At 35.2% G+C, this 26,806-nt stretch carries 19 protein-coding genes, 1 tRNA gene and 1 pseudogene; 6 read left to right on the top strand and 15 right to left on the bottom strand.

From position 1 onward, the window contains the following. Positions 1–6 precede the first annotated feature (6 nt). From ACKI44_RS07725 to hypA, 7 genes are all read right to left on the bottom strand, one after another. Entirely contained in the window at positions 7–312 is a 306-nt protein-coding gene (locus ACKI44_RS07725; RefSeq protein ID WP_407423164.1) for a DUF1894 domain-containing protein, read from the bottom strand. Between the two features lies 1 nt (position 313). Beyond that, positions 314–769: a DUF1890 family protein gene (locus ACKI44_RS07720; protein ID WP_407423162.1), complete on the bottom strand. Its 456-nt coding sequence runs from the start codon at positions 767–769 to the stop codon at positions 314–316. Positions 770–788: 19 nt separating this feature from the next. Next, complete coding sequence (locus ACKI44_RS07715) at positions 789–1,871, bottom strand: hypothetical protein (RefSeq protein WP_407423160.1); 1,083 nt, start codon at positions 1,869–1,871, stop codon at positions 789–791. A gap of 40 nt (positions 1,872–1,911) precedes the next feature. Next, positions 1,912–1,984, bottom strand: a tRNA-Ala gene (locus ACKI44_RS07710). Between the two features lie 61 nt (positions 1,985–2,045). Beyond that, positions 2,046–3,086 carry a DUF354 domain-containing protein gene (locus ACKI44_RS07705; protein ID WP_407423158.1) on the bottom strand — a complete coding sequence of 347 codons (1,041 nt, stop codon included), beginning with the start codon at positions 3,084–3,086 and terminating at the stop codon, positions 2,046–2,048. Between the two features lie 5 nt (positions 3,087–3,091). After that, positions 3,092–3,745, bottom strand: a complete 654-nt coding sequence (gene hypB / locus ACKI44_RS07700; protein WP_407423156.1) for a hydrogenase nickel incorporation protein HypB — start codon at positions 3,743–3,745, stop codon at positions 3,092–3,094. A gap of 15 nt (positions 3,746–3,760) precedes the next feature. Further along, complete coding sequence (hypA, locus tag ACKI44_RS07695) at positions 3,761–4,138, bottom strand: hydrogenase maturation nickel metallochaperone HypA (protein ID WP_407423154.1); 378 nt, start codon at positions 4,136–4,138, stop codon at positions 3,761–3,763. Positions 4,139–4,288: 150 nt separating this feature from the next. On the opposite strand from hypA, the gene ACKI44_RS07690 reads away from it, so the two are divergent. Next, positions 4,289–5,437 (top strand): aldo/keto reductase, encoded by a 1,149-nt coding sequence (locus ACKI44_RS07690; protein WP_407423152.1) that lies wholly within the window; start codon positions 4,289–4,291, stop codon positions 5,435–5,437. 73 nt (positions 5,438–5,510) lie between these two features. Then, positions 5,511–8,756, top strand: a complete 3,246-nt coding sequence (locus tag ACKI44_RS07685) for a C1 family peptidase (RefSeq protein ID WP_407423150.1) — start codon at positions 5,511–5,513, stop codon at positions 8,754–8,756. Positions 8,757–9,407: 651 nt separating this feature from the next. On the opposite strand, the pseudogene ACKI44_RS07680 reads toward ACKI44_RS07685, so the two are convergent. After that, positions 9,408–11,682, bottom strand: a pseudogene (locus tag ACKI44_RS07680) (DEAD/DEAH box helicase); the annotation flags it as partial. 153 nt (positions 11,683–11,835) lie between these two features. Here ACKI44_RS07680 and ACKI44_RS07675 point away from each other — a divergent pair. Genes ACKI44_RS07675 through ACKI44_RS07665 form a run of 3 tightly spaced genes read left to right on the top strand, consistent with a single transcriptional unit; the run spans position 11,836 to position 16,192 of the window. Then, a complete protein-coding gene (locus ACKI44_RS07675; RefSeq protein WP_407423148.1) occupies positions 11,836–14,277 on the top strand; it encodes a UvrD-helicase domain-containing protein in 2,442 nt (813 codons plus the stop codon). 13 nt (positions 14,278–14,290) lie between these two features. Then, positions 14,291–15,484, top strand: coding sequence for a PD-(D/E)XK nuclease family protein (locus ACKI44_RS07670; RefSeq protein WP_407423146.1), 1,194 nt, complete (start codon positions 14,291–14,293; stop codon positions 15,482–15,484). 27 nt (positions 15,485–15,511) lie between these two features. Further along, positions 15,512–16,192 carry a DUF169 domain-containing protein gene (locus tag ACKI44_RS07665; RefSeq protein WP_407423143.1) on the top strand — a complete coding sequence of 227 codons (681 nt, stop codon included), beginning with the start codon at positions 15,512–15,514 and terminating at the stop codon, positions 16,190–16,192. On the opposite strand, the gene ACKI44_RS07660 is transcribed toward ACKI44_RS07665, so the two are convergent. From ACKI44_RS07660 to ACKI44_RS07650, 3 genes are all read right to left on the bottom strand, one after another. Further along, complete coding sequence (locus ACKI44_RS07660; protein ID WP_407423141.1) at positions 16,181–16,834, bottom strand: NTP transferase domain-containing protein; 654 nt, start codon at positions 16,832–16,834, stop codon at positions 16,181–16,183. The genes ACKI44_RS07665 and ACKI44_RS07660 overlap by 12 nt on opposite strands. Positions 16,835–16,856: 22 nt before the next feature. Further along, positions 16,857–18,107, bottom strand: a complete 1,251-nt coding sequence (locus ACKI44_RS07655; protein ID WP_407423139.1) for a hypothetical protein — start codon at positions 18,105–18,107, stop codon at positions 16,857–16,859. A gap of 69 nt (positions 18,108–18,176) precedes the next feature. Then, a complete protein-coding gene (locus ACKI44_RS07650) occupies positions 18,177–19,460 on the bottom strand; it encodes a Mur ligase family protein (protein ID WP_407423244.1) in 1,284 nt (427 codons plus the stop codon). Positions 19,461–19,547: 87 nt separating this feature from the next. Here ACKI44_RS07650 and ACKI44_RS07645 point away from each other — a divergent pair, with 87 nt between their 5' ends. Beyond that, the gene (locus ACKI44_RS07645; protein ID WP_407423137.1) at positions 19,548–19,946 is read left to right on the top strand and encodes a nuclease; all 399 of its coding nucleotides are present in this window, start codon (positions 19,548–19,550) and stop codon (positions 19,944–19,946) included. Between the two features lie 8 nt (positions 19,947–19,954). On the opposite strand, the gene ACKI44_RS07640 is transcribed toward ACKI44_RS07645, so the two are convergent. The 4 genes from ACKI44_RS07640 to ACKI44_RS07625 form a co-directional block, all read right to left on the bottom strand. Further along, positions 19,955–22,705 (bottom strand): AAA family ATPase, encoded by a 2,751-nt coding sequence (locus ACKI44_RS07640; protein ID WP_407423135.1) that lies wholly within the window; start codon positions 22,703–22,705, stop codon positions 19,955–19,957. A gap of 2 nt (positions 22,706–22,707) precedes the next feature. After that, a complete protein-coding gene (locus ACKI44_RS07635) occupies positions 22,708–23,865 on the bottom strand; it encodes an exonuclease SbcCD subunit D (RefSeq protein WP_407423133.1) in 1,158 nt (385 codons plus the stop codon). A 126-nt stretch (positions 23,866–23,991) separates the two neighbouring features. Then, entirely contained in the window at positions 23,992–25,491 is a 1,500-nt protein-coding gene (locus tag ACKI44_RS07630; protein WP_407423131.1) for a helicase HerA-like domain-containing protein, read from the bottom strand. A gap of 4 nt (positions 25,492–25,495) precedes the next feature. Continuing rightward, positions 25,496–26,596 carry a DNA double-strand break repair nuclease NurA gene (locus ACKI44_RS07625; protein WP_407423129.1) on the bottom strand — a complete coding sequence of 367 codons (1,101 nt, stop codon included), beginning with the start codon at positions 26,594–26,596 and terminating at the stop codon, positions 25,496–25,498. Positions 26,597–26,806 lie beyond the last annotated feature (210 nt).

The following is a 26,806-nucleotide window of genomic DNA, read 5'->3' as shown; positions in this document are numbered from 1 at the left end:
AATCACTTATTGAGTATTTAATTTTCTAATATTATCAATTTCTTCAGCATCTATTGGCAATTCAACAACGGAAGTACCGTGACAAGGTTTTGTGTACGGAATAAAGACCGTTCCTTTCTCATCATCGATTCCGATAGGAATTGGTGGAATTCCGATGACACGAACACCTAAAACCTGGTCTCCAGGTTTGACATATACGATTTCATCAGCTTTAAAACGAATAATCATAGCACAATCTTTAAAACCAGCTTTGGAAGCATGAATTTCGTAATTATCTGATTGCTGAAGATAAGTATCTAAACAGAATGACATTTTATAACTCCTTTAAAGCTTTATCAAAATTAATTTTTATTGGAGAAGGATTGTGGAAAGCCCTTACAGCACAGATTTTTGCTTTACTGCCGCTTTCTTCTATCATACTGACAAATTCACCAACCAAATCCAAGTCCCTTTCAAATACTAAAGCAAGGGATTTGGTGTTCAATATTTGGTCGAATGTGACAAAGAATGCTGCTGCAGCGTCTTTATGGACAAAACCGACTAACAAATCATAGTCACCTTCACTGACTTCACCTAATGTTCTTTCCAAATCTACTAGATTAAGTTTATAATAACCTTCAGGATCAGATATTTTAACTAATTTTGAAGCTGCAGGATTAGCAGCTATTGTAACGTCATAACCTAATTTGGTTAATTCACTGAAAGCATATACTGCCATCGGTGTTTGAGAAGGTGTCTCTGGACAACCCAATAAAATTAAAGCTTTCATATATTACTCTCCTATATATTTAAGTTCTAGATTTTAAGGTAACTGCATTTGCCAATATGAGACATCCCAAGAACATGAAAGTCAAAAGCGCAGTACCGTTAATAGTCCTATTAAAAATGAATAAACCGATTAAAGCCTGTGAACAAAATGCTGCTAATGCACCAGTTAACAATACTTCTTTACCCAAGTATTTTTTACTGTTTTTCTCCCTTCTTTCTCTGTAAATAGCCAATATTTTAAAACCAATAATTATGGTTCCTAAAACAAATACCATTAGACCTACGAGTCCTAAATAACCGAAATCAAATCCATAACCGAAAATTCCCGGAAGCATGTAGTCAACGGTATCCTTTTGGTTAACCAATATACCAAAAAACATTGGGAACGGAAGTCCGAAGAATAAAACCAATTGCATCGGAAGTGTAATATAACCTTCAGCAAATGCTGTTCCTTCTGCACCCCAGTATGAAGCGTTTCCACTGTGTCCGATAAGCTGAATATTGTTTAATACCATTTTTACACTTGATGTGGAGTATTGCTCAATCCTGCCTAACCTTAACATTGGTGAAAAGATTGTCATTCCAGTAATTCTTGAAACAACTTCCAAACTTAAAAATCCGGCTACAGCTATACCTATGAAGAGCATTATTCTTTTTAAAGTGAAGAAAGATTTTTCTCTGAATGATTTGGATAATATGGTATAACCAATGAATAAACCCAATATCCATAATAATAAGAAAGATCTGTGCATTAATCCACCAAATACGGTAATACCTAGAAGGAATAAAATAACAAATCTTCGAAGCGGTTTAACGTCCACTCCCGAGTTCCGCATAACCTTCAGCGACGCTAAAGCAGTCACCGCACCAAGAAGAGCAATTGGACCAAAAGGGTGAGTAAATTCCGCCTGACTTGAAGATACAACAAGCAAAGCAATATCTGCTCCGAAAAGAAGAGTGAAACCTCCCGCTAAAAAGAGAGACAAGAAAGTTACTACACTGAGAGATAATGGAACTAAATTAAGCACAAAGACCAATAGAATAAATATCATTATCCCTACTTCTAATATTAGCTGTAAATGATTTTGAGCTATTAACATCATATTTGAATCACAATTTAACTTTATTTAATAAATAGAAAAATGGACTGACCGGGATTTGAACCCGGGGCCTCCGCCATGCCAAGGCGACGATCTCCCATCTGAGCTACCAGCCCATATAAAAAATATATGAAAAAGGTAATACAAAATAATATTTGAAAAAAGTAATATAAAAAACTATTTACCATTTTTACCTAAATCATATAAGTTATCGATAATAATTTGGAATAAATCATCAGTCTTTAAATCAATTTTTTCATGAGGATTATTCAAAAATTCCATAGCTTTTGTAATTACCTGATTTACATTATTTGACCTGTACATCAAGCCATAATCGATGTAATACTGATCAACTGACAATGTTTCTCCAGGATAACATGAAATAACAGGAGTCTGTAAAATAGCTGCTTCCCTGTTCATTGTTCCGCCGGCACCAATAACCAAATCACATTTCTTGATTAGGCTTGAAGTGTCAACAGGAGGCTCCAATATTGTAACATGGTCAATGCCTTCAAAGATTTCAGCCTGTTCTTTAAATCTTGGCAATATGAGGATATTGGCATGTTCCTTTAAATCATCTACGATTGGAGATAAAACAGATTTTCTGCAATCAGTATTCAGGTATGACGCAAGGGAAGGCTCTGGCCTCATCAAAATAGTTTTAGGATGTTCAAGTTTTAAATTCAGATCTTTGAAAACATCATCGTTATAATTGAAACTTTTAAAGTGCATGAGTTCTGAAGTACCGTTATATGGAATTATTGTATTTGGATCTGCACCGAATTTCATTAATTTCCAGAAATCGATTTTTCTTGGAGTGATAATTCTGTCACATAATGGCAATGTTAATTTATTAGCTGCAAGAGCATGTTCGTTGTCTAAAACGTACAAACTAGGAATTCCTAAACCGAATGAGATTCTAGGAAGTTCTATAGAATGCTTGCTAAGGGCGACATCAACCCTTTCATCAGCTATAATATCAACAAGGTTATAAACTCTTGAAGTACTTTCTCTCAGTTTGTCATATAAACTTACACCGTGTTTTCCAACGGAAATAAAGTCTATATCATACATATCCATTAATTTATGGATATCTCCAAATTGCCTTGCAGTGACAATCAAATCCTCACCTTCGGCTTCAAGGTATTTGATTACGTCCTTGAAAAACCTCACGTGAGGAGCATTTGAAATATCAATCCAAATTTTCAAAAAAATCACCAGATTCAGTTGTTCATTTTTTCTTCAATACATTTAATGATTTCATCTAATCCAGTTCCTTCTTTTAAGCTGGATTTAATGACTTTAATGTTAGGGTTTAATTTTAAAGCGTCATCGACCATTTTATCAGCATCTGCACCTACAGCATCAGCGAGGTCAACCTTGTTAATGACGACTGCATCAGAGGTTTGGAAAATAATTGGGTGTTTTTCAACGGTGTCATCTCCTTCGGTAACACTAACAACAACTATTCTCATGTGGGAACCTAATTCAAAGTCGACAGGACAGATTAGATTACCTACGTTTTCAATGATGAGCATGTCCAAGTCATCCAATGGCAAGTCTGCAATTCCATGACCTACCAAATGAGCATCCAAATGACATTCTTTACCTGTGTTTAAACCTACAACAGGCACATCATGTTTTTCTATTCTTCCGGCATCGAATTTTGAAATAACATCTCCTGCCAAAACACCGATTTTATAGTCAGTATTGTCAATTATTTCTTCTACCAATGTTGTTTTACCGGAACCGATAGCTCCTACAAAATCAACACAGAAAATTCCTTTGTCGTCTAAATTTTTTTTGTTTTTATCTGCTAATTTTTTATTAGCGTCCATAATATTTTTTGCTACTTCAACGTCAGCCACTTGATGCATATTATCACCATTTAATTAATCATCATCAGGTTTTTCAATAACTATATTTTTAACAACAATATCTTTACCGTTTAAAATTTCAATTTTGAAACTATCGCACTCAGGACATTTGACCATTGGAGCATAATGATCTTTATCGTCAATTATTGCCTTACCATGGAAGTTGCAGTCATGACAGTCAATTTCAACAGGAATCTCTTCAAATACTATTTTTGCATCTTCCAAAATTGTATTTTCAACAAGAACCCCCAATATAAATTCCAACTGTTCCGGATTAACCATTGCAAGTCTTCCAAGTTCAATTGTTACTTCATTGACTTCAGTTGCATTATTACTCTCTGCAGTTTCGATTACTGCATTAATTATTCCTTGAGCCATTGATAATTCATGCATTATTTTCACCTATTTAATAAAAATATAATTATTAATATTATAACTTTAATTTAATGTGCTTATAAATTTTATTAATAAAATTGTTGCAATTGACAACATTTATATATCCAGTAAAACAAAGTATTATTTAATTGAAAGGGGGATAATACTATGACTTTTAAAGAGAAATTTGGTTTTGGATGCATGAGGCTTCCACAAACAGATGATAATGATCCTACAAGTGTCGACCAGGAATTATTCAACGAGATGGTTGACATTTATATGAAAAAAGGATTTAACTACTTCGATACGTCATATGCATACCACAATGGAGTTTCCGAAGTGGCCATCAGAAAGGCAGTTGTTGAAAGATACCCAAGAGAATCATACAGAATATGTGACAAGATGCCGACATGGGCATTAACATCCGAAGAGGACAATGACAAATTCGTTGCAGAAATGCTTGAAAGACTGGGAATTGACTACTTTGACGTGTTCTTTGTTCACAACATCAACGTTCCATGGTTCAAACTGGCTGAAAATGCAAAAACCTTTGAATACATTAAAAAAATGAAAGAGGACGGAATAGCTAAAAAAATAGGTTTCAGTTTCCACGACAATTCCGGACTCTTAAAAGAAGTTCTTGACAAATACGGAGACTTTTTAGACATAGTGCAATTAGAATTAAACTACCTGGACTGGGAAGACAATGCCATCGAAGCCCGTAAATGCTATGAACTATGTTGCGAATACGGATTGGACGTTTATGTCATGGAACCTCTGAAAGGCGGTGTTATTGTAAATCCTCCGGAAGATATTAAAAATGACTTTAACGAATTCAACCCTGACAAATCAATAGCAAGCTTCGCATTGAGATTCTGCGCATCACTTGAAAACGTTAAAATCGTTTTAAGCGGAATCAGCAAAATGGACGACCTTCTTGATAACTGCAATACCTTTGAAAACTTTGAAGTTTTAAATGATGAGGAAAGGGAATTTTTAGAACAGATGGCAGAAAAGCTACAATCAAAAGTAGCCGTTCCATGCAGCGAATGCGGATACTGCATAGACGCATGTCCTGAAATGATACCGATTCCCGAATACTTCTCACTGTACAATACAAGCAAAAACCAGCCGGAATCAAATATCTACAGAAATTACTTTGACAAGCTAGGTGATGAAAAGGTACCTGCAGATGACTGTACATACTGCGGAACATGCCTTGATTACTGTACCCAACACATCGACATACCTGAAGAGCTTGAAAAAGTCTGTGAACACTTTGAAAAGGGTTTCAGCGCTTATGCCGGAGCACCTTAAAAACAACCCCCATCACCATTTATTTTAAAAAAAATGAAAATTATATTAAATTAGAATATACAAATATATAATTATGACAAATTTTTATAAACAAATTACAAAAATCATATTAATAATAGCTATTTTATTAATATGCACAGATTCTGTTTCGGCAGAAGGTAACTTTACTGCATTGCAAAAAGAAATTGACAATAGCGGTAACGTTTTAGAAATAACTCAGGATTATACTTTCAACAAATCCACTGATGCAGGTCTCGGTGGGGCAATATCATTAAACAATAAAGAATACTTTACAATCAACGGTAATGGCCATATTTTAGATGGAGCCAACCAAAGTTCAATTTTTGCTATTACCACAGACAATATCGCAATTAATAACATCACATTCATAAACGGAAAATCCATGTCCGGAGGAGCAATTAGCGCATTAGGTTATAATGTAACATTAAACAATGTAATCTTTATAAACAATCATGCAGAATTTAGAGGAGGGGCTGTTGCATGTGGTAACGAAGTAACAATCAATAATGCTCAATTTATTGACAATACCGCTCTTGAAGAAGGAAATTCTCTTGAAGTTAGTTTTCATGGTATTTTAACATTAAATAACTGTACTTTTTCAAACACACAAGAGATTTTAAAATTCATGGTTTATGCAGAGGATTCCACATTATATGTAAATAATTGCACTTTTGCAAATACCACCTCCAAATATGGTACAGCCATATTTAGCAATGAGAATGCAATCATTACAAATTCAACATTCATTAACTTAACTGCAAAACTAACCGGCGGAGCACTGTTATTTAAAAATCATCATACAATAGAAATTAAAGATTCCAATTTTATTAATACCCATGCTCAAAATGATGGCGGAGCCATTTTTGCAGATAAAACGCCGCAAGGACTTTCAAGTTCTAATTTAAACATCAAAAATTCAAGATTCATTAATACAAGTGCAAATTACGGTAGTGCTGTTTGCGCACTTAATAATTACCTGAATATTGAAAACTGTACTTTTTTAAATAATACGGCTATTTATAGTGGAGGAGCCGTTTATGGCGGTTCATGTGATTCAACCATTTATAATTCAACATTTATTCAAAATAATGCAATTGATAATGAACTTGGGTCATTTGGTGGTGCAGTATATCACGATGGCAGGTCAATATATATTAAAAACTCAACATTTCAAAAAAATCATGCTGCAACACACGGAGATGCAGTATACATCTATCAGCCTTATGATTTGAGAATATATAATTCAACATTCAAGGATAATGGTAATGCAATATATTCACTCTACGAAGAAGAATTTTGCTTTATAGAGGATAATGATTATTCAGATGATACCGTATCCATAAACAATACAGATTATGAAACCATTGTTGTAGAAAATGGTATGAAACTTAAACTTATTAACAATACTATAAATTATACAGACTTGCCTGAAAAATTCGATGCACGTGACTACGGATGGGTTAGTCCAGTTAAAAATCAGGGCACAATGGGTTCCTGCTGGGCTTTTGGAACAATATCTTCATTAGAATCAACATTGCTTAAAGCAACAGGAATTACATATAACCTTTCCGAAAACAATCTTCAAAACTCCATATTAAGATATTCAAAGTATGGTTCTTACACCATGTTTGAGGGCGGCTATGTAGAAAATGCTGTGCGATACTTTACTGGTTGGTTAGGAGGTTTCTCATCAGAATATGATGAATACGATGAATATGGTAAGTTATCCCCATTAATTGATACTGATGAAAATATACACATTCAAGATGCTATAATTATTCCACCAACCACTAATTTGACATATCAAAAAGAGATAAAAGAAACAATTATTAAATGCGGTAGTATTGCAGCTCCAATTGAAGCCCATATGAATGATATGGATTACTATGATTCTTCACAAGCCACATATTATTCACAAGATCAGTTAAATAATAGTTATCATATTATTACTGTCATAGGATGGGATGACAATTTCCCAAAAGAAAACTTTTCTACAACCCCTGAAGGCAATGGAGCATGGATCTGTAAAAACAGCTGGGGTACAGACTGGGGAAAAGATGGATTTTTCTATATTTCATATTATGATAAAACAATATTTAGAAAAGAATATAGCATTGGATTTATAATCGAAAATACTGAAGACTATACAAAAAATTACCAGACAGAAGTTGGCGGAACAGTTGTTCAGGAACAATTCGAATATGATAAATATTATAATAGATATACCTCTTTTGCTGATGATTTAATAGCTGGTGTCGGAACATATATCAATGAAATCGGACTGAATTATACAATTGACGTTTTCGTGAATGACATTTTGAAATTAACTCAAAATGAAACTTCCAAATTTATCGGATTCGCCACAACGAAACTTAATGAATATATTCCAATTAAGACCGGAGACAATTTCACGGTAATGATTACCGGCAACCCTGTCCCGATAATCAAAGAGTCCAGACTTGTATATGAGCCAAACAATTCATTCCTATATTCCAACGGCACCTGGAAGGATTTATACTTGGATAAAACAACAGCTGTTTTAAAAGTCTATACTGTGGAGTTTCCAATAAAAACCAATGATTTAGTAAAAATCTATAAAAATGAATCCCAGTTCGAGGCTAATGTTGGTGTAGAAAATGCTACCGTTAATTTCAAGATAAATGGAGTCAGCTATAACAGAACCACCAACAAAAACGGAACGGCCAAATTAAACATTAACTTAAATCCGGGAAATTACACAATTACAACAACATTCAACAATCTAAGCGTTGAAAACAGCGTATGTGTCGTATCACCAATCGAGTCAAATGATCTGGTCAAATACTACAAGAACGCTTCACAATATGTTGTAAGAATTTTAGGATCTGACGGCAATTATGTCGGTGCAGGTGAAAACGTGACATTCAACGTTAACGGAGTGCTCTACACAAGACAAACCAATGCGTCCGGCCATGCCAAATTAAACATTAATTTAGAACCTGGCGAATATATAATCACAGCGGAATATAAAGGATGCATGCAGTCCAATAACATTACAGTATTGCCAGTATTGAATGCAAGCGACATTACAATGAAATATCTTGACGGAACACAGTTTAAAGCAAGTTTGGTTGATGGTCAAGGCAATATCTATCCTAACCAGTCTATCCAGTTCAATATCAATGGAGTATTATACGATAGACTAACTGACAGTACAGGTACGGCAAAACTAAACATCAGATTAATGCCTGGTGACTACATCATAACATCAAGTTATAATGGACAAAATATTGCAAACACAATAAAAATAACATCATAGAGAAGTTTAAAAGCTTCTCCTTTTTAATTTTTTAAGACAGTTCTTTTATTAACTCACGAACCATTTCATTATTCTTATCCAGTTTGGACGCTTTTCTTGCATATTCAACTGCCTTGGGAAATACTCCTCCCCTTCTATAAACAAAACCCATTAATGCAGTTGCCTCTACATGAGTATCATCAATGGCAAGCAGTTCTTCAAGCAATTCACGTGCAGTATCGAGATCTCCCTGGAGGAATAAGTCATAGGCCTCTTCATATAACGTGTCAACATCATCAAATGACTTTTCTGTATCGATTTTATCAATGACTTCTTCTTTTTCATCAGCACTTTTGTGAACAAATTCAACCTTTGCAGGTGCAAACTGAAGTTTCTGAAGCAGTTCAGCAGCATTGGTATTTGAAGGAGAAATCTTTAAGGCTTTTCTTGCATAATAAGTTGCAACATCCTCTATTCCCTGCTCATAAAGAACATGTGCCATCAAAAGATTTGCATTGAGGTTATTTGCATCATCATTCAATATCTCATGAAGCAAATCCTTTGCCTGTGAATATAAATGTTCAGTGTAGAAATCCAGTGCCTGAGCATACAAATCATCATCATGAACCTTTACCTCTTCGGTTACCACTTTGGAATCGTTTTTTAAAGTTTCATCCAGCATATACTGTAGAATATATTCAGTTGCCTTTTTGTGAAGAGGTTTATTATCGTTTCCGCATTTTGGTGAATAAATACATGACGGACATCCGTTTCTGCATTTACATCCCTTAATCAAATCCAAAGTTGATTCCAATAGCTCCACAAATACATCTACTGCCTTTTCACAGATTCCAATTCCACCCTCATATCCATCATAGATGAATATTGTTGCTTCTTCTGTATCTTTGTGATAAGCTGTTGACATTCCGCCGATATCAAAGCGGTCACACATTACCTGAAGCGGGAAGAGTCCGATTAATGAATGCTCTGCCCCGTGAAGGCCTCCTTCAAAGACCTCATCCTCATCAGGATAGAGTTTTTTAAGCTCATCTTTTACGCTTTGAGGTATGGTAAACCATAACCCTTTGGTTTTGAATTTAAGCGGAGGCAAATCAAGAGGATACATTCCTAAAACTCTTGAATGCTGCATCTTTTTATATTTATAATAATCCTTTTTAACGTTAAGCTCTCCAAAATGGATTGTCAGATCCCCGTATTGCCTTTTAAATTCCTTTGAAACGACATTTACTTCAGTATCATCCAATACCATCGTATGATAATCAACATTCTTTTTGGAAACGTTTACATAACCGGATTTCAAATTGATGTTGTCAACGGTATAGGTTTCTCCCTTATTGATTAGGATTGCACCTTCATGAGCTTCGCGGTATACCTGTGAACGTTCCATAGTCTCCAAAAGCCTGCCGTTGTTCATTATCTTAAATTCCTCTGAAGATATTTGGTCCAGTGAATGGTCGAAGGCAGGATTATCATCATACTTGTATGTGTAGTTTCCAACCCTTGACAAGTACAAATCATCATTTTCAACAAGATTATCCAGAAATGCATCAGGAATATTGAAGTATTTTAAAGCTTCTCCTTTCTTAAGGGGCAGTTCATTGGCTGCACAGAGAATATGCGCTTCCTGCAATATAGGATTGGACAGGTCAATGATTGCCTTTTCCTGAGGCTTTGAGAAAAATGCCTTCGGATTATTCATATAATACTGATCAAGCTGATTTTCAAATGCAAGTAAAATGGCCAGAGACTTCTGATTGCTTCTTCCTGCCCTTCCACTCTGCTGCCAGGTTGACATCATAGTTCCCGGAAAACCGGATATGATAACAGCATCAAGTGAACCGATGTCTATTCCCAATTCCAAAGCGTTTGTACAGGTAACTCCCAGATATTTGCCTGACTTCAAGCCGTCTTCGATTTCACGCCTCTCTTCGGGACGATAGCCTGCCCTATAAGCGGCGATACGTGAGTTGTCAAGTCTGCCGTCAGTAAGTTTAGCATCCTTTTTTGACCACATTGCAATGAGCTCCGTGATTTTACGTGAAACTGTAAAGCATAAAGTCTGAATGTTTTTAAGCATCAGATAACGAAAGATATCTGCCGTTACTACATGAATTGACGGAGCGGAAGATTCAGCAGAATTTCTGTAATTTTTAAACGGATTGAATAGAATGAAATCCTTTTCACCACTAGGTGATGTGTCATTGTCAACCAGAGTAAACTCCTCACCGGTTAATTTATTTGCAAGCTCCAAAGGGTTTGCAAGTGTTGCAGATGAAAGTATGAACTGGGGTTCGGAGCCGTAGAAATTAGCTATTCTTTTAAGCCTTCTGATTAAAAAGGCAACGTTTGAACCGAAAACACCGCGATAGTAATGGGCCTCGTCTATAACGATATATTTAAGATTCCTATAGAATCTCTCCCACTGATGATGCCATGATAAAATCAGATGGAGCTGGTATGGATTTGTTAGAATAACCCTTGACTTTTGACGGATATTGTATCTTTGTGACTTTGGAGTATCCCCGTCATATGTTCTTGGTTTGATATCGATTCCCAAATCAGATTCCAAATCCTTTAAGACATGCAGCTGGTCATTTGACAATGCCTTTGCCGGATAGATGTAAAGGGCAGTAGCTTTCTCGTCATTGATTAATGAATCCATAATTGGCAGATTGAATGCCAAAGTCTTACCTGAAGCAGTTGTGGTTGTAAGGATTACATTTTCATCCCTTTTTATTGCCTCATATGTATCTGCCTGGTGATTATAGAGTTTAATTTCTTTAGAGTCAAGATAATCAACGATTGTGTCATTTAAATCAGGTATCTTTTTGAAACTGGCCTCTTTAGCAGGAATAGTTTCAACATGGGCAATGTGATCCCTGAACCTAACATCATTTTTAAACGCATCAATCGGAGAATCTAACATAATAATCAAAAAAATAGTTATTCAGATATTATATTGATTTAAGGTAATATTTAAATTATTCGTGAAAAGACAATACTCTTCAAATGCTCTCTCAATTAATTTATTAATAATTAAAAAAATAAATAATAAATAATAAAAATTTTAGGGATTACAATGATTAGTTATGAAGAATTTGAAGATATAGTGGTAAATATTTTGAAAAGAGATATTTCATCCAACCATGACCAGAAAAAAGCTATTCGTTCAAAGGCAAATGAAGGACTTTTTATTGTAGCGGGACCAGGATCTGGAAAAACAACAGTAATTGTGCTTAAAATATTAAAGTACATATTCGTTGATGACATCAAGCCTATTGAAATACTTGCAACCACATTTACCAGAAAAGCGGCAGATGAACTCTATTCCCGTATTCTTGGATGGGGAGATGAGATTAAAAATTACCTTATCGACAATGCAGGAGACGATTTCGACAGACTTATAGAAATCAACAGAATCGACTTTAACCAATTGACCATTGGAACAACAGACAGCATTGCCCAGGAACTTTTAAGAGTTCATAAAGAACCTGGAACAAACCAGGAAGTGGTTATTGAAGAGTTTGTCGCTAAATTCGCTATGGTGAGAATACTTCTAAAGGACAACCGTTATCTTGATGAAAACCTTCAGGGATATCTTAAAAGCTTTACCAAAAAGGATAAGCTGAAGGAAGCTTCCCAGATGAGTGAAATCCTACTGCAGCTGAAAAACAGGATGTATTATGACCAGATTGACTTTGAAGAATTCTACAATAATGTAGGCGAAGGGGGCGGTGCAAGAATTGCACTTGACTGCATTAAAGAGTACGAGGAAGAGCTTGAAAGCAGAAACATCATCGATTTTACAATGCTTGAATCAAAATTCCTGGATTCCCTTAGAAACAATAAGCTGGACATCTTTTTGGATGACTTGAAAATCATTTTAATTGACGAATATCAGGACACCAATCTTATACAGGAAGAAATCTACTTTACAATGGCAAAATCCGCAATCGAAAATGGAGGAAGCATTTCCGTTGTGGGAGATGACGACCAATCACTTTACCGTTTCAGAGGAGCAACAGTTGATTTGTTTACAAATTTCAAATCAAGAGTCAAAAACAAACTTGGAATTGACGTTGAAGAAATTAATCTTAGAACCAATTACCGTTCAAGCAAAAACATTATTAATCATTGTAATCAGTTTGTTGAGCTTGACGGTGAATACCAAAATGCAAGAGTAGAGGCGAAGCCTAAAATTATCGCACCGGAACTTGAAAAGTACAACATGCCTATTTTAGGAATGTTTAGAAACAATCCGAAGATGCTGGCTCATGATTTATCAAAGCTAGTGAGCGATTTGATTAATGAAGGCGAAACCTCTTTAAAGGTCAACAGGGTAATTGATGAAGAATACTTTAAAAAACTGGAAAAGTGTAAAACACCGGAAGAGCTGAAAGAACTGAAAAAGGAAAGTGCAAGAAAGGCACAGGATATAGAAAACATCAGTATCAAGCTGGATGAGGAGGAAGGTTCCGCTTCAGACATGGCTGTCTTAACATATTCTCCAAAGGAAATGAAATCCGGAACACATACATTTAACGGATACCTGAGAAATCAGCTTAAAAGACAAAGGAAACCTATTGAAGTATTCAATCCACGTGGCCGTGACCTGCAGGAAATCAAAGAGGTTGCAATATTCTGCGGTTTGATGCTTGAATGTATTGATCCTGAATCAAAAATACAGAATTCAGACAAGCAGCTTCCAAGTCTCGGTAAGAAAAACATGCAGCGCTGGAGATATGAAGCAAGAGATTATATGAAGTTGAATCCTGAGCCTCACGAGCCATTTGGCCTAAATACCTTTGTCATTGACTGGCAGAGAAGAAACCCAAGAGGATATGATAAATGGCCGGACAGGGCAAACCTGATGGAGCTTGCATATAAACTGGTAACATGGCTGGATTTCCTGCAGGAGGACGCTGAAGGAGTAGTTTATCTTGAAGCAATAACCCAGTCAATTACACAGACAGGATTTTTCAACAAGTTTTCCGCAAATATTGTCTTTACATCTCCTGAAATTGAAAGGGCATCAATTCTGGAAGCTATCTGGAACATTTTCCTGCCTATAGCTACAGGAGACGTTGCAATTGATGAGGCACTCCTTGAGACTTTGCCTGCAAACAGACTGAATGTAATGTCCATTCACCAGTCAAAAGGACTGGAATTTCCATTGGTTATTGTGGATGTGGGTTCAAAATTTAAAAACAATGATATAAGAACACAAAACCTGAGATTTCCTAAAAAAGAGCCAGAATATACTATTATGGAAGAAAGCATACGTAAATACAGTGAACTTGGTGAAGATGAAAGAAGCGAAAAGGACAAATCCTTTGACGACTTGACAAGGCTTTATTTTGTTGCATTTTCAAGAGCAGAACACATCTTAATATTAATTGGACTTAATAAAGCCATTGACGGCTATTCATTTAAGCAAAAGCACAAATCAATTCCTAATGTTGCACTGGGCTGGAGCAGAGATGAACATCAGAAAGGATTTAAGGAGATTTATTTAATTTAAGAGGGTGAAACAAATGAGATTATCATCAAAATCAAAACCGTACATGATTCCGGAGTACAGCCTGACCGGAGATTTGTTGTCTTATCTGACATGCGGTTTACAGTACAGATATCAAAACAAAGGAACTCTTCCTCCTTCAATGCCCGTTCAGCTCTGGTTTGGAGAGTTTATTCATGGAGTGATGGAAGAGGCCTATATGAAATGGGAAAATGACAAAACCCAATTTCCATGGGACTGGAAAAATGATATAAGGCCAATCGAAGACATTATTGATTTAAGATTGCAGGTAAGGGGACTTTATCCTCCGGCAAATCATTTCTTTACAATAAATCATCCGGATCTTGACATGACAATAGATGACTTGAATGAATATGACCACAAAAAGCTGGCCAGTGCCCGTGCCGAAAAGGCGATTAACGTTTGGGGTTCTGATTTATTCCCGTTAATGGAGTCTGCTGAAGTTTTAATCAAAGGACTAAGGGATATGCCATATACCAAAAACGATAAGCGTTCAAAGTATTATGGAATTAACGGAGTCATTGATGTATTGAGTCTGATTAATATAAATGAGGACAATAAAATCGTTAAATACCTCAAGGAAAATGAGGAATTCAACAGGATTGTTGAAAAGTATAATGAAGATGAATACGAGATTATCATAGATTATAAGGGTATGAAAAGGCCTCCATGTGACGTTGCAGGAAGCAATAACGAGAACTGGGACTATCATGAAAGGCAGATTTTAACATATTCATGGCTCAGGCAAAAGCAGGAAGGCAAAAAACCTGTTGCAGGAATCATATTTTACTTGAATGAACTTGTTCCATCAATTGAGGATTTGAAATTAATCAAAGAAGATATTTATTATCATCTGACTGATGTTGGAGACGGTGAGGAATATCAAAAAGACATTGAACTGATTGATAACTGGACAGAAGACGATGAAATGCCAAAATTAAGTGATAAATTTAAAATTGACAGATCCATTAGAATAATCCCGATTGATGAGGATAAAATCAACGAAGCATTATTAAAATTTGACAGTGTTGTTGAAAAGATAGAAACATCAATAATTAAAGAAATAAACGGTGAAAAGATTCAGGACGCCTGGACTGCCGAAGCAGAGGAAAGAACATGCAGCGCATGCGACTTTAAAACTTTTTGCAAAAACAACAAAAACAAAAGCGAAGATTTTAAAATTCCTTAAAATAAATAATATAAATAGGTGAGTATTATGAGTAGTGATTTAGAAAAAAATCAAAAATATGCTGAAGTAATTGCTTCAAAAGTTAAATTAACTTGCAAACCTGTTGCCATGAAGTTAATTAATGGTGAAGACGAAGTTTCTGAAGGTTATGAGTTAATTGACGAAAAAGTGAGACACTGTGAAATGGTTAGAAAAGCTTCTCTCGGTGAAAAATTCTACAGCACTGTTGAAGAACAGATGTGTCTTGGAGGGGCTGGAGCTATTGGCCTTAGAGACATGCCTGAAAAATTGGCAAATGGTGAAAAATACTTATCATTAGGTAGATTCAAAGATTTAGAAACTGCTAAAAGCCTTACCGCTAAATTATCCATTGTCAAAGATAGATATTGGGGAATGATTTATGCACCTTTAGATGAAGCTGATTTCAAAGCCGACGTAATTCAAGTAATTACCGAACCTGTAGGCGGAATGAAACTTGCCCAAAGTATCGTTTATGCTACCGGGGACAAAATTAACCCAAGTTTTGCAGGTATTCAATCATTATGCGGAGACGCTTTTGCAAATCCTTACATTGACGGCGGAGTTAACTTCACATTAGGCTGTGACGGTTCCAGAAAAGCTGCAGATATCAAAGATAATGAAATGACTATCGGCATCAGCGCTGAAAAAATAGATGAAGTAATCTCCGGATTAGAATCAATGGCTTAATTCGAGATAATCGTCATAATGATTAATATTCAATAATTCTTTTTTATTTTTTTCTTTTACACCATAAAAAGTAAAACCGTCAGCAAATATTTTTCTAAGTATCGGATTTAAATTATCATCCTCATTTTCCAGATATTCCATCAGGTTAATTCTAGGTGCAACAAAAGGCATTCCAAGACCTTCTGCAGTATCCAACAGTCCGGTTTTTCTTCTTCTCAAAATGGAAATTGTTTTATATGGATTTTCACATTTATCCAAGACATTAATCATCCTATTGAATGTTTCGGTTGAGACTGTCGGCTGGTCACCGGTGACGCAAAGTGCAAAATCAGAGGAGATATTTGACAAACCATTGTATAATGAAGTTGATAAACCTACATCACATGGATTGTTAATAATGAATTTTACCTTATCTTCATAATTATTTGAAATTGCTTCAAGTATTTCATCACTATAATGACCAAGTACCACAATGCATTCATCAATATTTGAGGATAATGTATTGTCAATTGTTGTCTCCAAAACGGTTTTATTATTGAAGGGTAAAACAAGTTTATTTTTTACTTCCAGATTTCTTGAAATCTGGTCCTTGCGCATTCTGGAATTTTTTCCGGCTGCGGTAATAATAGCTGAAATTGTCATAATAAAAAAAGAGAAATATAGGTTATGTGTCACCTATATCTTTTGTAGAAGTAGTGTTTGAAGTCATATTATTTGTATTGACCTGATCTGTAGGTACATATCTGACAATCTTAGCAAGGATACACATTCCAGTTCCAGACCCCTCGGTCCACATTACAATTTTAACAGGGTAATCATGAGTATTGGTTACTTTAATATCACTTGCAGGATTATAACCGTATAAAACAGCATTTTCAGAACCGTCCATACCTACAGGCAAACTGAATCCTTCACCTAAAACAGCTGCTCTTAAAGCTCTTGCAGGCGGACATACACCGTGAGCAGCACTTCCTCCAGGTGCTGAAGCATCAGCTGCAGAACCGAATGAAACGTAGTCATGTCCGTTACCGCTACAGTTAGGTGGAATGACAGTATTGTTCCAAGCATCTACGAATTGATTAGCGTTAAATTCTCTTACACTGTCACCATATTCAGGGTGAGAACCTAAATAAGTATAGTAAACTTCTCCCTCAACGTCTGTTGTATTACCCATGTATAAGACAATAGGAGAGCCAGATGGATATGCATCTACATAATCGGATACTTCTTTACCGAAAATACGTTCAACATCATCATAACTGATATTATTCCGTCCATCGGAAAATCCTACGATTCCTTTTTCTAAAGTAAAGTTTGAACCAACACTGGAATCATAATTATACCAGTTTACAATTGAAGTTGAATTAAAGAAATCATTACTGAAATTCAAATTCTTGATTTGATCTGTAGGAACTGACTGGACAACAGTACCGTTTTCAACAACATCTACACCATTTTCTGTTTTAGTTAATACTTTATATGGTGAACTGTAACCCCATATGTAATTATCCGGAGCTTTTACAGCTAATTTATCCCCCTCTAAATCCAGATAACCCGGACCTTCAAAGCCATAGACATTTCCATATGAATCAATACCTTCAGAAGAAATTGTTGAAAAATCAAAAGGAACATAACCAGTTGTTAAAGTCAATAATATACCTTTCAAATCAAGAGTTGCAATCTCATGAAGAATAAATGTAGGATTACCAAGGAGCGGAACTTGAACCGCCTCTCGATCATCTAAAACAGAATCTCCAGCAAACATTGATTGACCAATAGGTAAACTGTAAGCTTCAGCAAATGATTTACCAGTAAATGAAGTATGATTTACAAATGAAAATGCAAATAACATTATACAAACAACAAATAAAATCAAAACGATTTTAACAGATGTGTTTCTCCATTTTGAACTCATTATCATAAACACCCTAAATTAATTATACAAAATATAATTATATGTTTATTACTATTTATACATAATGCATTATGAAAGCTTTTCAGAAATGAGTTTAATTCTCTCTTGAATATTGATAATAGCATCCTGACCATTACCCCCTATCAACATCGCTTCCTCATGAGAAAACTCTGCAACATAAGCAATAATGTCATCTAAAGAAGTTGCTGTCAATACTCTGCCCCTATATTTAAGATAGTTCAAACGATATAATACCAAATCAAGATTATCATCCAAACCTGGGAAAACAACTATGACTTCAGGATTATATTTGACTGCTTCATCAATAATATCCAACCTGTGTGATTCATGAGGTCTTGGCGTTCCGATAAATATTGCATAGAAATCCTTTTCTGACAATATGGATTTTAAAGCATCGGAATTGTCAGTTTTACCAACATAAACCAGAGAATCATTAATTTTATAAACATCCAAACGGCCGCTGACCGCTTCAAATTCAGCCAAAGTATCTTTAATAACATCTTTCGGCACTTTCAATTCACTTGCAATTGCCATTGCCAAACCGGCATTTAATCTATTGAACTTACCGAAAACCTTCAGTTTATCCTGATATTCAAAGTAAGAAATGTGTTTTGATGAGGCTTCTTTGAAGTTGCTGTTGAAATCCTGATTGAATGCTGTAAAAATCTCCTTGCCGTCAAAGAATCTGACCAGGGAATCCTTATAATTGGCAATGGTTTTGTGAACGTCCATATGATCATTGCCTATATTAGTTAAACCAACCATATCAAAGTCAAATGCATAATTACAGAAATCCAATGTCATGTCACATACTTCAACAAGAATTATATCATAATCGCCGTTTTCAGCCTCAAGCATCAAATCATAATAACCTGAAAAGCCTCCGCCGCCGTTTCCGCCGACAAGAACTTTTTTTCCTGCATTTTCCAAAATGGATTTTAACATGTGAACGGTGGTTGTCTTACCGTTAGTGCCTGTAATGCCAATTGTGAATATCTTTTTATGATTGGTTACGACATCACTCAGGAGATGACCTTCATCCAGCAGTTTATTTGCAAAGGAACCTCCAAACATGCTGGGACTGATTGCAATAGCATCACATTCATCAATGGCCTGAGAATTGGTAAATCCCAAATCCAAAGTTAAAGTGTCAGAAACAATAGAAAATGTTTCTCCACCATCTAAAAAATTTAAAGAAATACCTGGCAAATTCAAATCAGATAAATCAATATTACTGTTTAAATCACTTGCATAAACATCCCAACCATGTTTTAAAAGTGAATTAACTGCCTTTTTACCTTCAACACCTAAACCTATAACCGCCGCTCTCATAAAAAACATAAACCTTAAAATAAATTATACTAAATATATTAATAATTTACATATTTTATAAAATATATTTTTTGATTAGGTGAGAGAATGTTCGAGGAAGATAAAGACGATAAAATTTATAATTTAATTATTACCAATGGTTTTGACAAAAACAATGAGTACGCTCAGTTTACTGAAAAATTATTCTCAAAAGTTGATTTTTTATGGAAAGAATCAATGTCCGCTTCATACTCAACTGCAGGAGATGCGTTTTTCAATAAGGTGGACTGCATCATTTTACTTGCAGGACTATACAAAGACAACAAAGAAACCTTTGATGATTTACTTGAAGCAGCCGAAAAATATGATATACCATTAGTACTTGTCAGACCATACGGCCTTGAAGAAGTACCGGAAGAATTAGAAAGCAGGGCTGCAACAATCGTCGGATGGAACGGTAACTGTATCGTTGACTCAATTAAGAGTGCAGACGAAATGATGGAATAATAGTGAATTTAATTCACTATATTTGAAATTCCATTTTCTTTTTCTACTTTTATTAAATTATCAGCAGCGCTTTCAAGCTGATTTTCATGAGTTACAATTATCATTTGAGGCAGTAAAGACATTTCTTTTAACAGATTGATTAATTCCTGTCTTCTTGCATCATCCAAATGAATTGTAGGTTCATCCAATAGGATAGTTTCCAAATCTCCTTTTGCCATTGATTTGGTGATACCTAACCTTAAAGCCAATGCAATAGCTATTTTTTCACCACCACTAACCATGGACATTGAAGATTCACCTTCAGGACCTCTTACAGTGACGTTATAATCATCATCCAAAATCAAATCGGAATAGTTGAAATTAAAGTCATCGAAGAATTCCTTGGTGTTCTTTTGTATGATCGGTCTGGAATTGTTTCTCAATTCTTTTTGAATACCGTTTTTACCATATAACTCACGAATATCTTTCAATAAAACAAGATACTGTGAAATATTATCATATTCCATCTGGAACCTGTCGTTATTTTTGATTTTTTCAGCTAATGACTTATGGACATTAATGAGTTCCCTTGCCCTTCCCTTGATTTCGGAAAGTTCATTGCTGAAGGATTCATATCTTCTGCCATACATCTCATCACGGTAAGTGATTTGTTCGTATTTTTCCTTATCATAAGTTGATGCATCGATTTTGTTTTGAATGATTTCCAATTGATTGTTGGAAACACCAATATCCTCTTTAACAGAATCAAATTGAGCAGATATGGTATTTTTATTTTTAACGAAACCTTTCAACTGATTATATTCTTCATTTTTCTCTTTCAAATCATCAATACGCTGTTTAAGTTCAAGGTTATCCATATCACCGCTTAGATGAGGATCATTGTCAATAGCCAGCTTGATATTTTGAACATGAACATCAATTTCGTTTTTAATCTGTTTGAGTTTATATTCAGCTTCAGTCTGACTTCCTAAAACATCCAAAGCTCCTTTGGACTGGTTATAATCATCATGATCCTGCTTGAATTTTTCACGGCTTTCCTTTTGCCTAGCGATTTCGAGAATCAATTCACCTAATTTATTTCCAATATACTCTTTGGAATCAAGGCCTGCATCTATTTCGCTTAAGCGTTGCAAGTCCTTTTGAAGATTTGAGAATTTATATTTATATTCCAGAATGTCTTCAGATAATTTTTTAACTTTGGATTCTTTTTCTTTAAAGCTGTCCTTATTCTTGGTGAAAAGGCGAATAGTTTCTTCATTATCCTTAATTGCCTTATTGTTTTCTTCAATATCTGTAGTATACTGATTGATTAATTCCTCTTTTTTGACATCATCAATATCTGATTGACATACAGGACACTTGTTGTCTACATTTGACAATTCTTCGAGAGGTTTTTCACTGGCGTTAATTGCCTGCTTGAATGCGACAATCTCTTCCTTTTTGGAAGAGATGCTATTGCTTAAGTCCTCTATTTTGGTTGAAATTTCTTCTAGGAACTGATTGGTGGTTTCGCCTAACTTTTTCAAATCATCGACTTCAACCAAATCATCCTGTGGAAAATCAAACTCAAGCAATTTTTCCTTTGAAAGGGAGAAGAACTTTTCAATGTCATTTCTATCTGCTTCAATGCCTTCGAGAAGTTTCTTCTTATCCTTTTCAAGTTGTGTAATTGTGGCCAGCTCTTTTTCCAAATCAATTTTTTGATTGGTTAATTTGGTTATTTCTTCATCACATTTTAAATAATCATTATATCCTTGCTTTTTTTCATGAACCAAACGTTTCTGTTCCTTAATTGAATCTATTTTTTCTTCAGTTTCCATTTCTGATTCTTTTAAGGATTGAATACTGACAACAGATTTCTCAAAGTCAAGATAAACATCCAATTTTGAGACATATTTCTCCAAACGTTCGATTTCCTCTTCAGCTTCACGTATCTTATCAAGATTTTCCTGAAGGGTATGCTTATCCTTTTCAAGTTTTTCCAAGGTCTGTTTTTCATTATTCAAATTATTCATCTGAGTTTCATAAATTTCTTTTTCACGTTCCATGTTACGTTTACTTTCAGAAATTTCCTCTCTGAGATTTTTAACTTCTTCAATTTGTGATTCAAGTTCATGGCCTCTGTTTTTCATTTCATTGAGTTCAGAGGTCTTTTGATCATATTCCTCCTGAAGAGCGTCCTTGGAGTAAAGTTTTCCCTTAATCTCGGATAAGTTGTTTTCATATTCGCTGATTAATGGAGCTAAATTTTTCCATGCTGTTTCGAGGGAATCCAAACCTAATAATTTACCTATTAAGCGTTTTTTATCAGCAGGCTGTTTGTCGACAAGCTCTGCAATTTCACCCTGCCTTACATAAATAGCATTTAAGAAGAGATTTGCATCCATATCCAGTATTGCCTGGATATTATCTGAGACCTCTTTTTCACCGGAACAGAGTGACATGAATTCTCCGTCGCTTGAGGTTTTAGTCAGGAGCCTTGATGCGGATTTGGATTTGTTCTTGTCACGGACAATCCTGTATTCCTTTCCTCTTGATACGAAATCCAATTCCACACTCATATGGTCAGTGTTATTTCTAACCAGATCACCTAATTTGCCTGCAGTGTGTTGTTTGAATAAAGCAAAACTAATAGCTTCAAAAATAGAGGATTTACCAGCACCATTTTCTCCAACAATAACTGTGATTCCTTTATCAAAATTAATAACTTCATTTGAATAGGATTTGAAATTTTTTAATCTTAATCTTTTAAAAATCATTTTTAATCCTCCTCAACTTCTTCAACAGGATATTTCTCTTTATAGAATTCCTCGATTAGTTCTTTTGCTTCTTCTGTTTTATCTTTTGAAAGCAAATTGTATAATTCCGCTGCGAATTTGGTGATGTCTTCATCCTCATAGCTTTCAAGTCTTGAAGACAATACTTCAATAGGACCTAATGCATTTTCCTTATCTATGATTAAATCTATGTTTTCCTCACCAGGAGTGTTGAATTTAGGCCTTATCATCAATGCCAAATCTTCAAGCTCCTCATTAATCATTTCATATGCGGTACCAGTTGAAGTAACATTATTGACCGTTAAATTAAGGATAGGCTTTTTGTCGAAATTTTCAATTGTCTTTTTTATTTCCGCAATTCCATTGGCCAAGTCCTCAAATTCAATGGTTCTGTCTATAAATTCACGGGGAAGATCAATGGTAATCCTTTCAACGGAAGGTTTTTTACCATCCAAATCTACAATGACAAATCCTTTTCCGTTTTTTCTATAATCTCCAAGTTCCGTTGTTTTCCAAACTTCACTGGAACCCGGATAAACCAGTTTACCTTTTCCGAAATCGTCATTGATATAATTGTGGAGGTGTCCCATCGCATAATATGTGAAATTGTCCGGAACGTCACCTATTTCCAATTCATATTGCAGGTTAAAATATTTGTCAATGCCCTGATGCAATACAAGAATGGACTTTTCATGATTGACTGCCTTTTTGGACAATTCTGAAAGTTTGTTTTTAAGGAGTTTATCCTGTGATGATGAATAGAACGGCAAACCTGCAATAAATACATCATCAAACATGTAATTAGTATTAATCGGACTGATTACTTTCAAACCAAATTTCTTGAATAACACCTGTGGCGGTATTGAGTTTTTACGAAGTACGCTATCGTGATTTCCTGCAATAGCATAAACAGGAATATTAGCGTTTTTAAGTTTTATTAAACCTTTTTGAAATGCCAAGAGCGCTATTGGAGCAGGTCTTGAATTGTCAAATAAATCTCCACTGTGTATTACAAAATCGACTTTTTCATCGATTATTCTATCAATTATCTTCTCAAACACTTCATAAAAGTCTTTCTCCCGTTCATATAAACCGAACTGGCGATAACCTAAATGAGTGTCTGCTAAATGTGCAAATTTCATTATATTACCTTTTAAAATTTTTGTATATAACCAATTTAAACACTTACAAAGTATTTAATTATGTAGTAATTTAATTTATTAATTATTTAAGGTTTATGTTTCCTCTAAGAGCAATATTGACCTTAACTAATAATTATATCCCAAATCAAGGCTTTCCTGTTCTTGGTGCCTGATTTCATCTTCTTCATCTTTTTCAAAGCTTGCTAAGTCCCCGATAATATCCAGGTCTCCTCCGGTACGGCGACCTTTAAACTCATCAATTTTAACTAATGTCGGCACTTTACTCATCAAACCCAGAACAATGGCCTCACCAACATTTAGGGAAGGCAGCTGATTGATCAGGTCCTTGGATAATGATTCTGAAGCAGACTGAACATGCCTTTGGTCTTCAGGTTCAACTAACCTCAATATTATCATGTTGTTCATCTGAGACAATGCGTCATGGTCTACAGTTTTTGGAGACTGGCTTACAAGACACAGTCCTAAACCGAACTTACGGCCTTCTCTTGCAACCCTTTGAATCCAATGCTTGGACTGGGAGTCCCTTTTGTTAGGAGCAAGAATATGTGCTTCCTCTATGACAAAAAAGACTGAATGATTTAAAGTTTTATTAGAACCTCCATGGAAGAAATTTTTTCTTCTCTGAAGGGCGTTTCTTAAGATATGACTTACAAGGACTTCAGATACTGATTCATCAGTCTGGCTTAAATCAAGGACATTGACATGCCCCACCTTGATGCTGGTTAAGATATTGCCCTTGTTATTGTCAAATAAGTTGTTGTATTTGTCTTTGGCGTCTTCAATCTTATTCATCACGTCAACAATCTGTTTATCTGAACCCTCTTCCTGTGAGCGGACATATAAAATGTCATACATTGCCTCTAAAAACTTGTATGTATGTTCAGTTCCCTCATTAATTTGAGTTCTGGCCTTGTTGAAAGCGTATCTGAAATGTCTTTCCTGAATATATGCGTTATTTGGAATATTGACGAGTCTTTTGATTTCGGAAAAGTTCATGTATGTAGGGTTGATTTTAGGCTGAATTACATTAACGTCACCATTCGGGAAATCAGCATCCCTGTACTCGCCGTGCATATCAAATACGAATATCGGAACATTATACCTGAGAAGCTGGTCCATCAAAACAGCGACCGTGTTTGATTTACCCGCACCGGTCATTGCCAGAATGGCCAGGTGTCTGTTTAATATAGGGTTTCCTTCAACATTGACTTCAATATCCCTCTGATTGACCAATGTACCTAATCTAATCGGATTTTTAACCTTGAATACCTTATCCAAAATTTCCTTATCCGCCAATTTAATTGGAGTACCCGGAAGGGCAGGGGTTCTCGGAAGCCTTAAATTGTCATTGACATCCCCCAAGAGCTTTACCTTACCTTTTATATAGTAATCCTTTCCGCCTATACGTGCAATGGTTTGAATAGCTTCAACATCGTGCAAATCAATGTTTAGGGCATCATTTCCCCTTACAAGATTTTCAACCATTCCCAAAACCTTTTTACCGTCATACTCTACCGTGACATACTCTCCAACCTGAGGCATCTTATCTGAAATAAAGGTCAATTCGGATAGAGATATTTCACCGACACAATAACCAACTACCATTTTATCACTTCTTTAACTGTTCTCTGTTTGTTGTTTCATAAATTCTGCTAATCTTTAAAAGTTCATCCACATGCTTATTGGTAATTACCACATCATTATGAGCCTTATTCAATAAATACGGATAGCCTTCAGCGACATCCCTTTTAATAATTTCAATGATTTCCGTTATTTCATCATCATCTTTATCTTCTATATAATAAGGAATTTCAACCTTTAAAACGTTCTTGTTTTCCTTAAGCCTTACATAAAATATCGTGAACCACAATCCGTTGAAAAAGTCATCATAAACCGGAAACGGAACGGGAGTGCTTGATTCAACTTTCTTGTGAATTAACTTTGAAATTCCCTGCTTTTCTGTGAACTGGTCCAAAATACCGATGTCGGGAGCGTTGCTGTGGAACAAATCACTGCTTGATGAAGTTTTGGAAATTGAAATGATCTTTTTATTTTTCTTTAAAACTTCCTTTAAAACCAGTAATTTCTCGATTGATGATAAATAAAGATTATAAACGTCATCAATTTCGGTGTCCTTAAAGTCATCCTCACCTTCACCGGACACGTGAACATATACCTTCTTTTTTATTTCCGGAAATGACAAATCAAGACTTGAGAGATCATTGATGTCATCCTCAAAGAGTTTCAGGACTCCCGGAGTCAGTTTCTTTTTGATATCTGAAGGCTGCTTTGCCCCTTTAGGGTAATGATTCTGCAAATCCCCCAGAATGGATCCGTCAAATAGATAATAATCGACATCATATTCATTGATTGCCTTTAAACAGCATTTAAGCTCGAATATTGACATGTAATTGGGAACCAATTCTTTTATGAAAGGAACATGATCTATTTCAAATATTTCTGACTGTTCGATATTTTTAAGCTGCCCGTCATAAATCAGCGCTTCGGCAGATACGGGGCAGTAATTGAACATGAGAAATTTCTTGATATTGAAACTTCCATCACCTGCAGCAATAGAAAACTCCTTATTGCTTTTGGCATAGGGTCTGTCAAACCATTTGCCCTCCAGGGAAAAATCAGTGTTTTTTTCTGGTTCTGGTTGAAGAAATCTTCTGTTATTCAGTGCTTTAATATAAAGAGATTTTAACATAATGAACTACCTCTCTTTGTAGAAGACTAGAATTAGTTATATAGCCCTCTTGAAACTTATAATTTAATTTTTTAACGTGGTTAATGTTAAAATTAAACTTTTCATTGTCATTTATTAATATATTCATTTACTATATTTAAAACCTATGAGAGAGCATTTGACGAGTATTGTGCTCAGAATATTTGTTAAAAAAATTAGTGGTAGAGCAGT

Source organism: Methanobrevibacter sp. (assembly GCF_045646205.1).
Taxonomy (GTDB): Archaea; Methanobacteriota; Methanobacteria; order Methanobacteriales; family Methanobacteriaceae; genus Methanocatella.
Note: the sequence above shows the minus strand (reverse complement) of the source record. Positions and strands in the feature narration are given on the sequence as shown.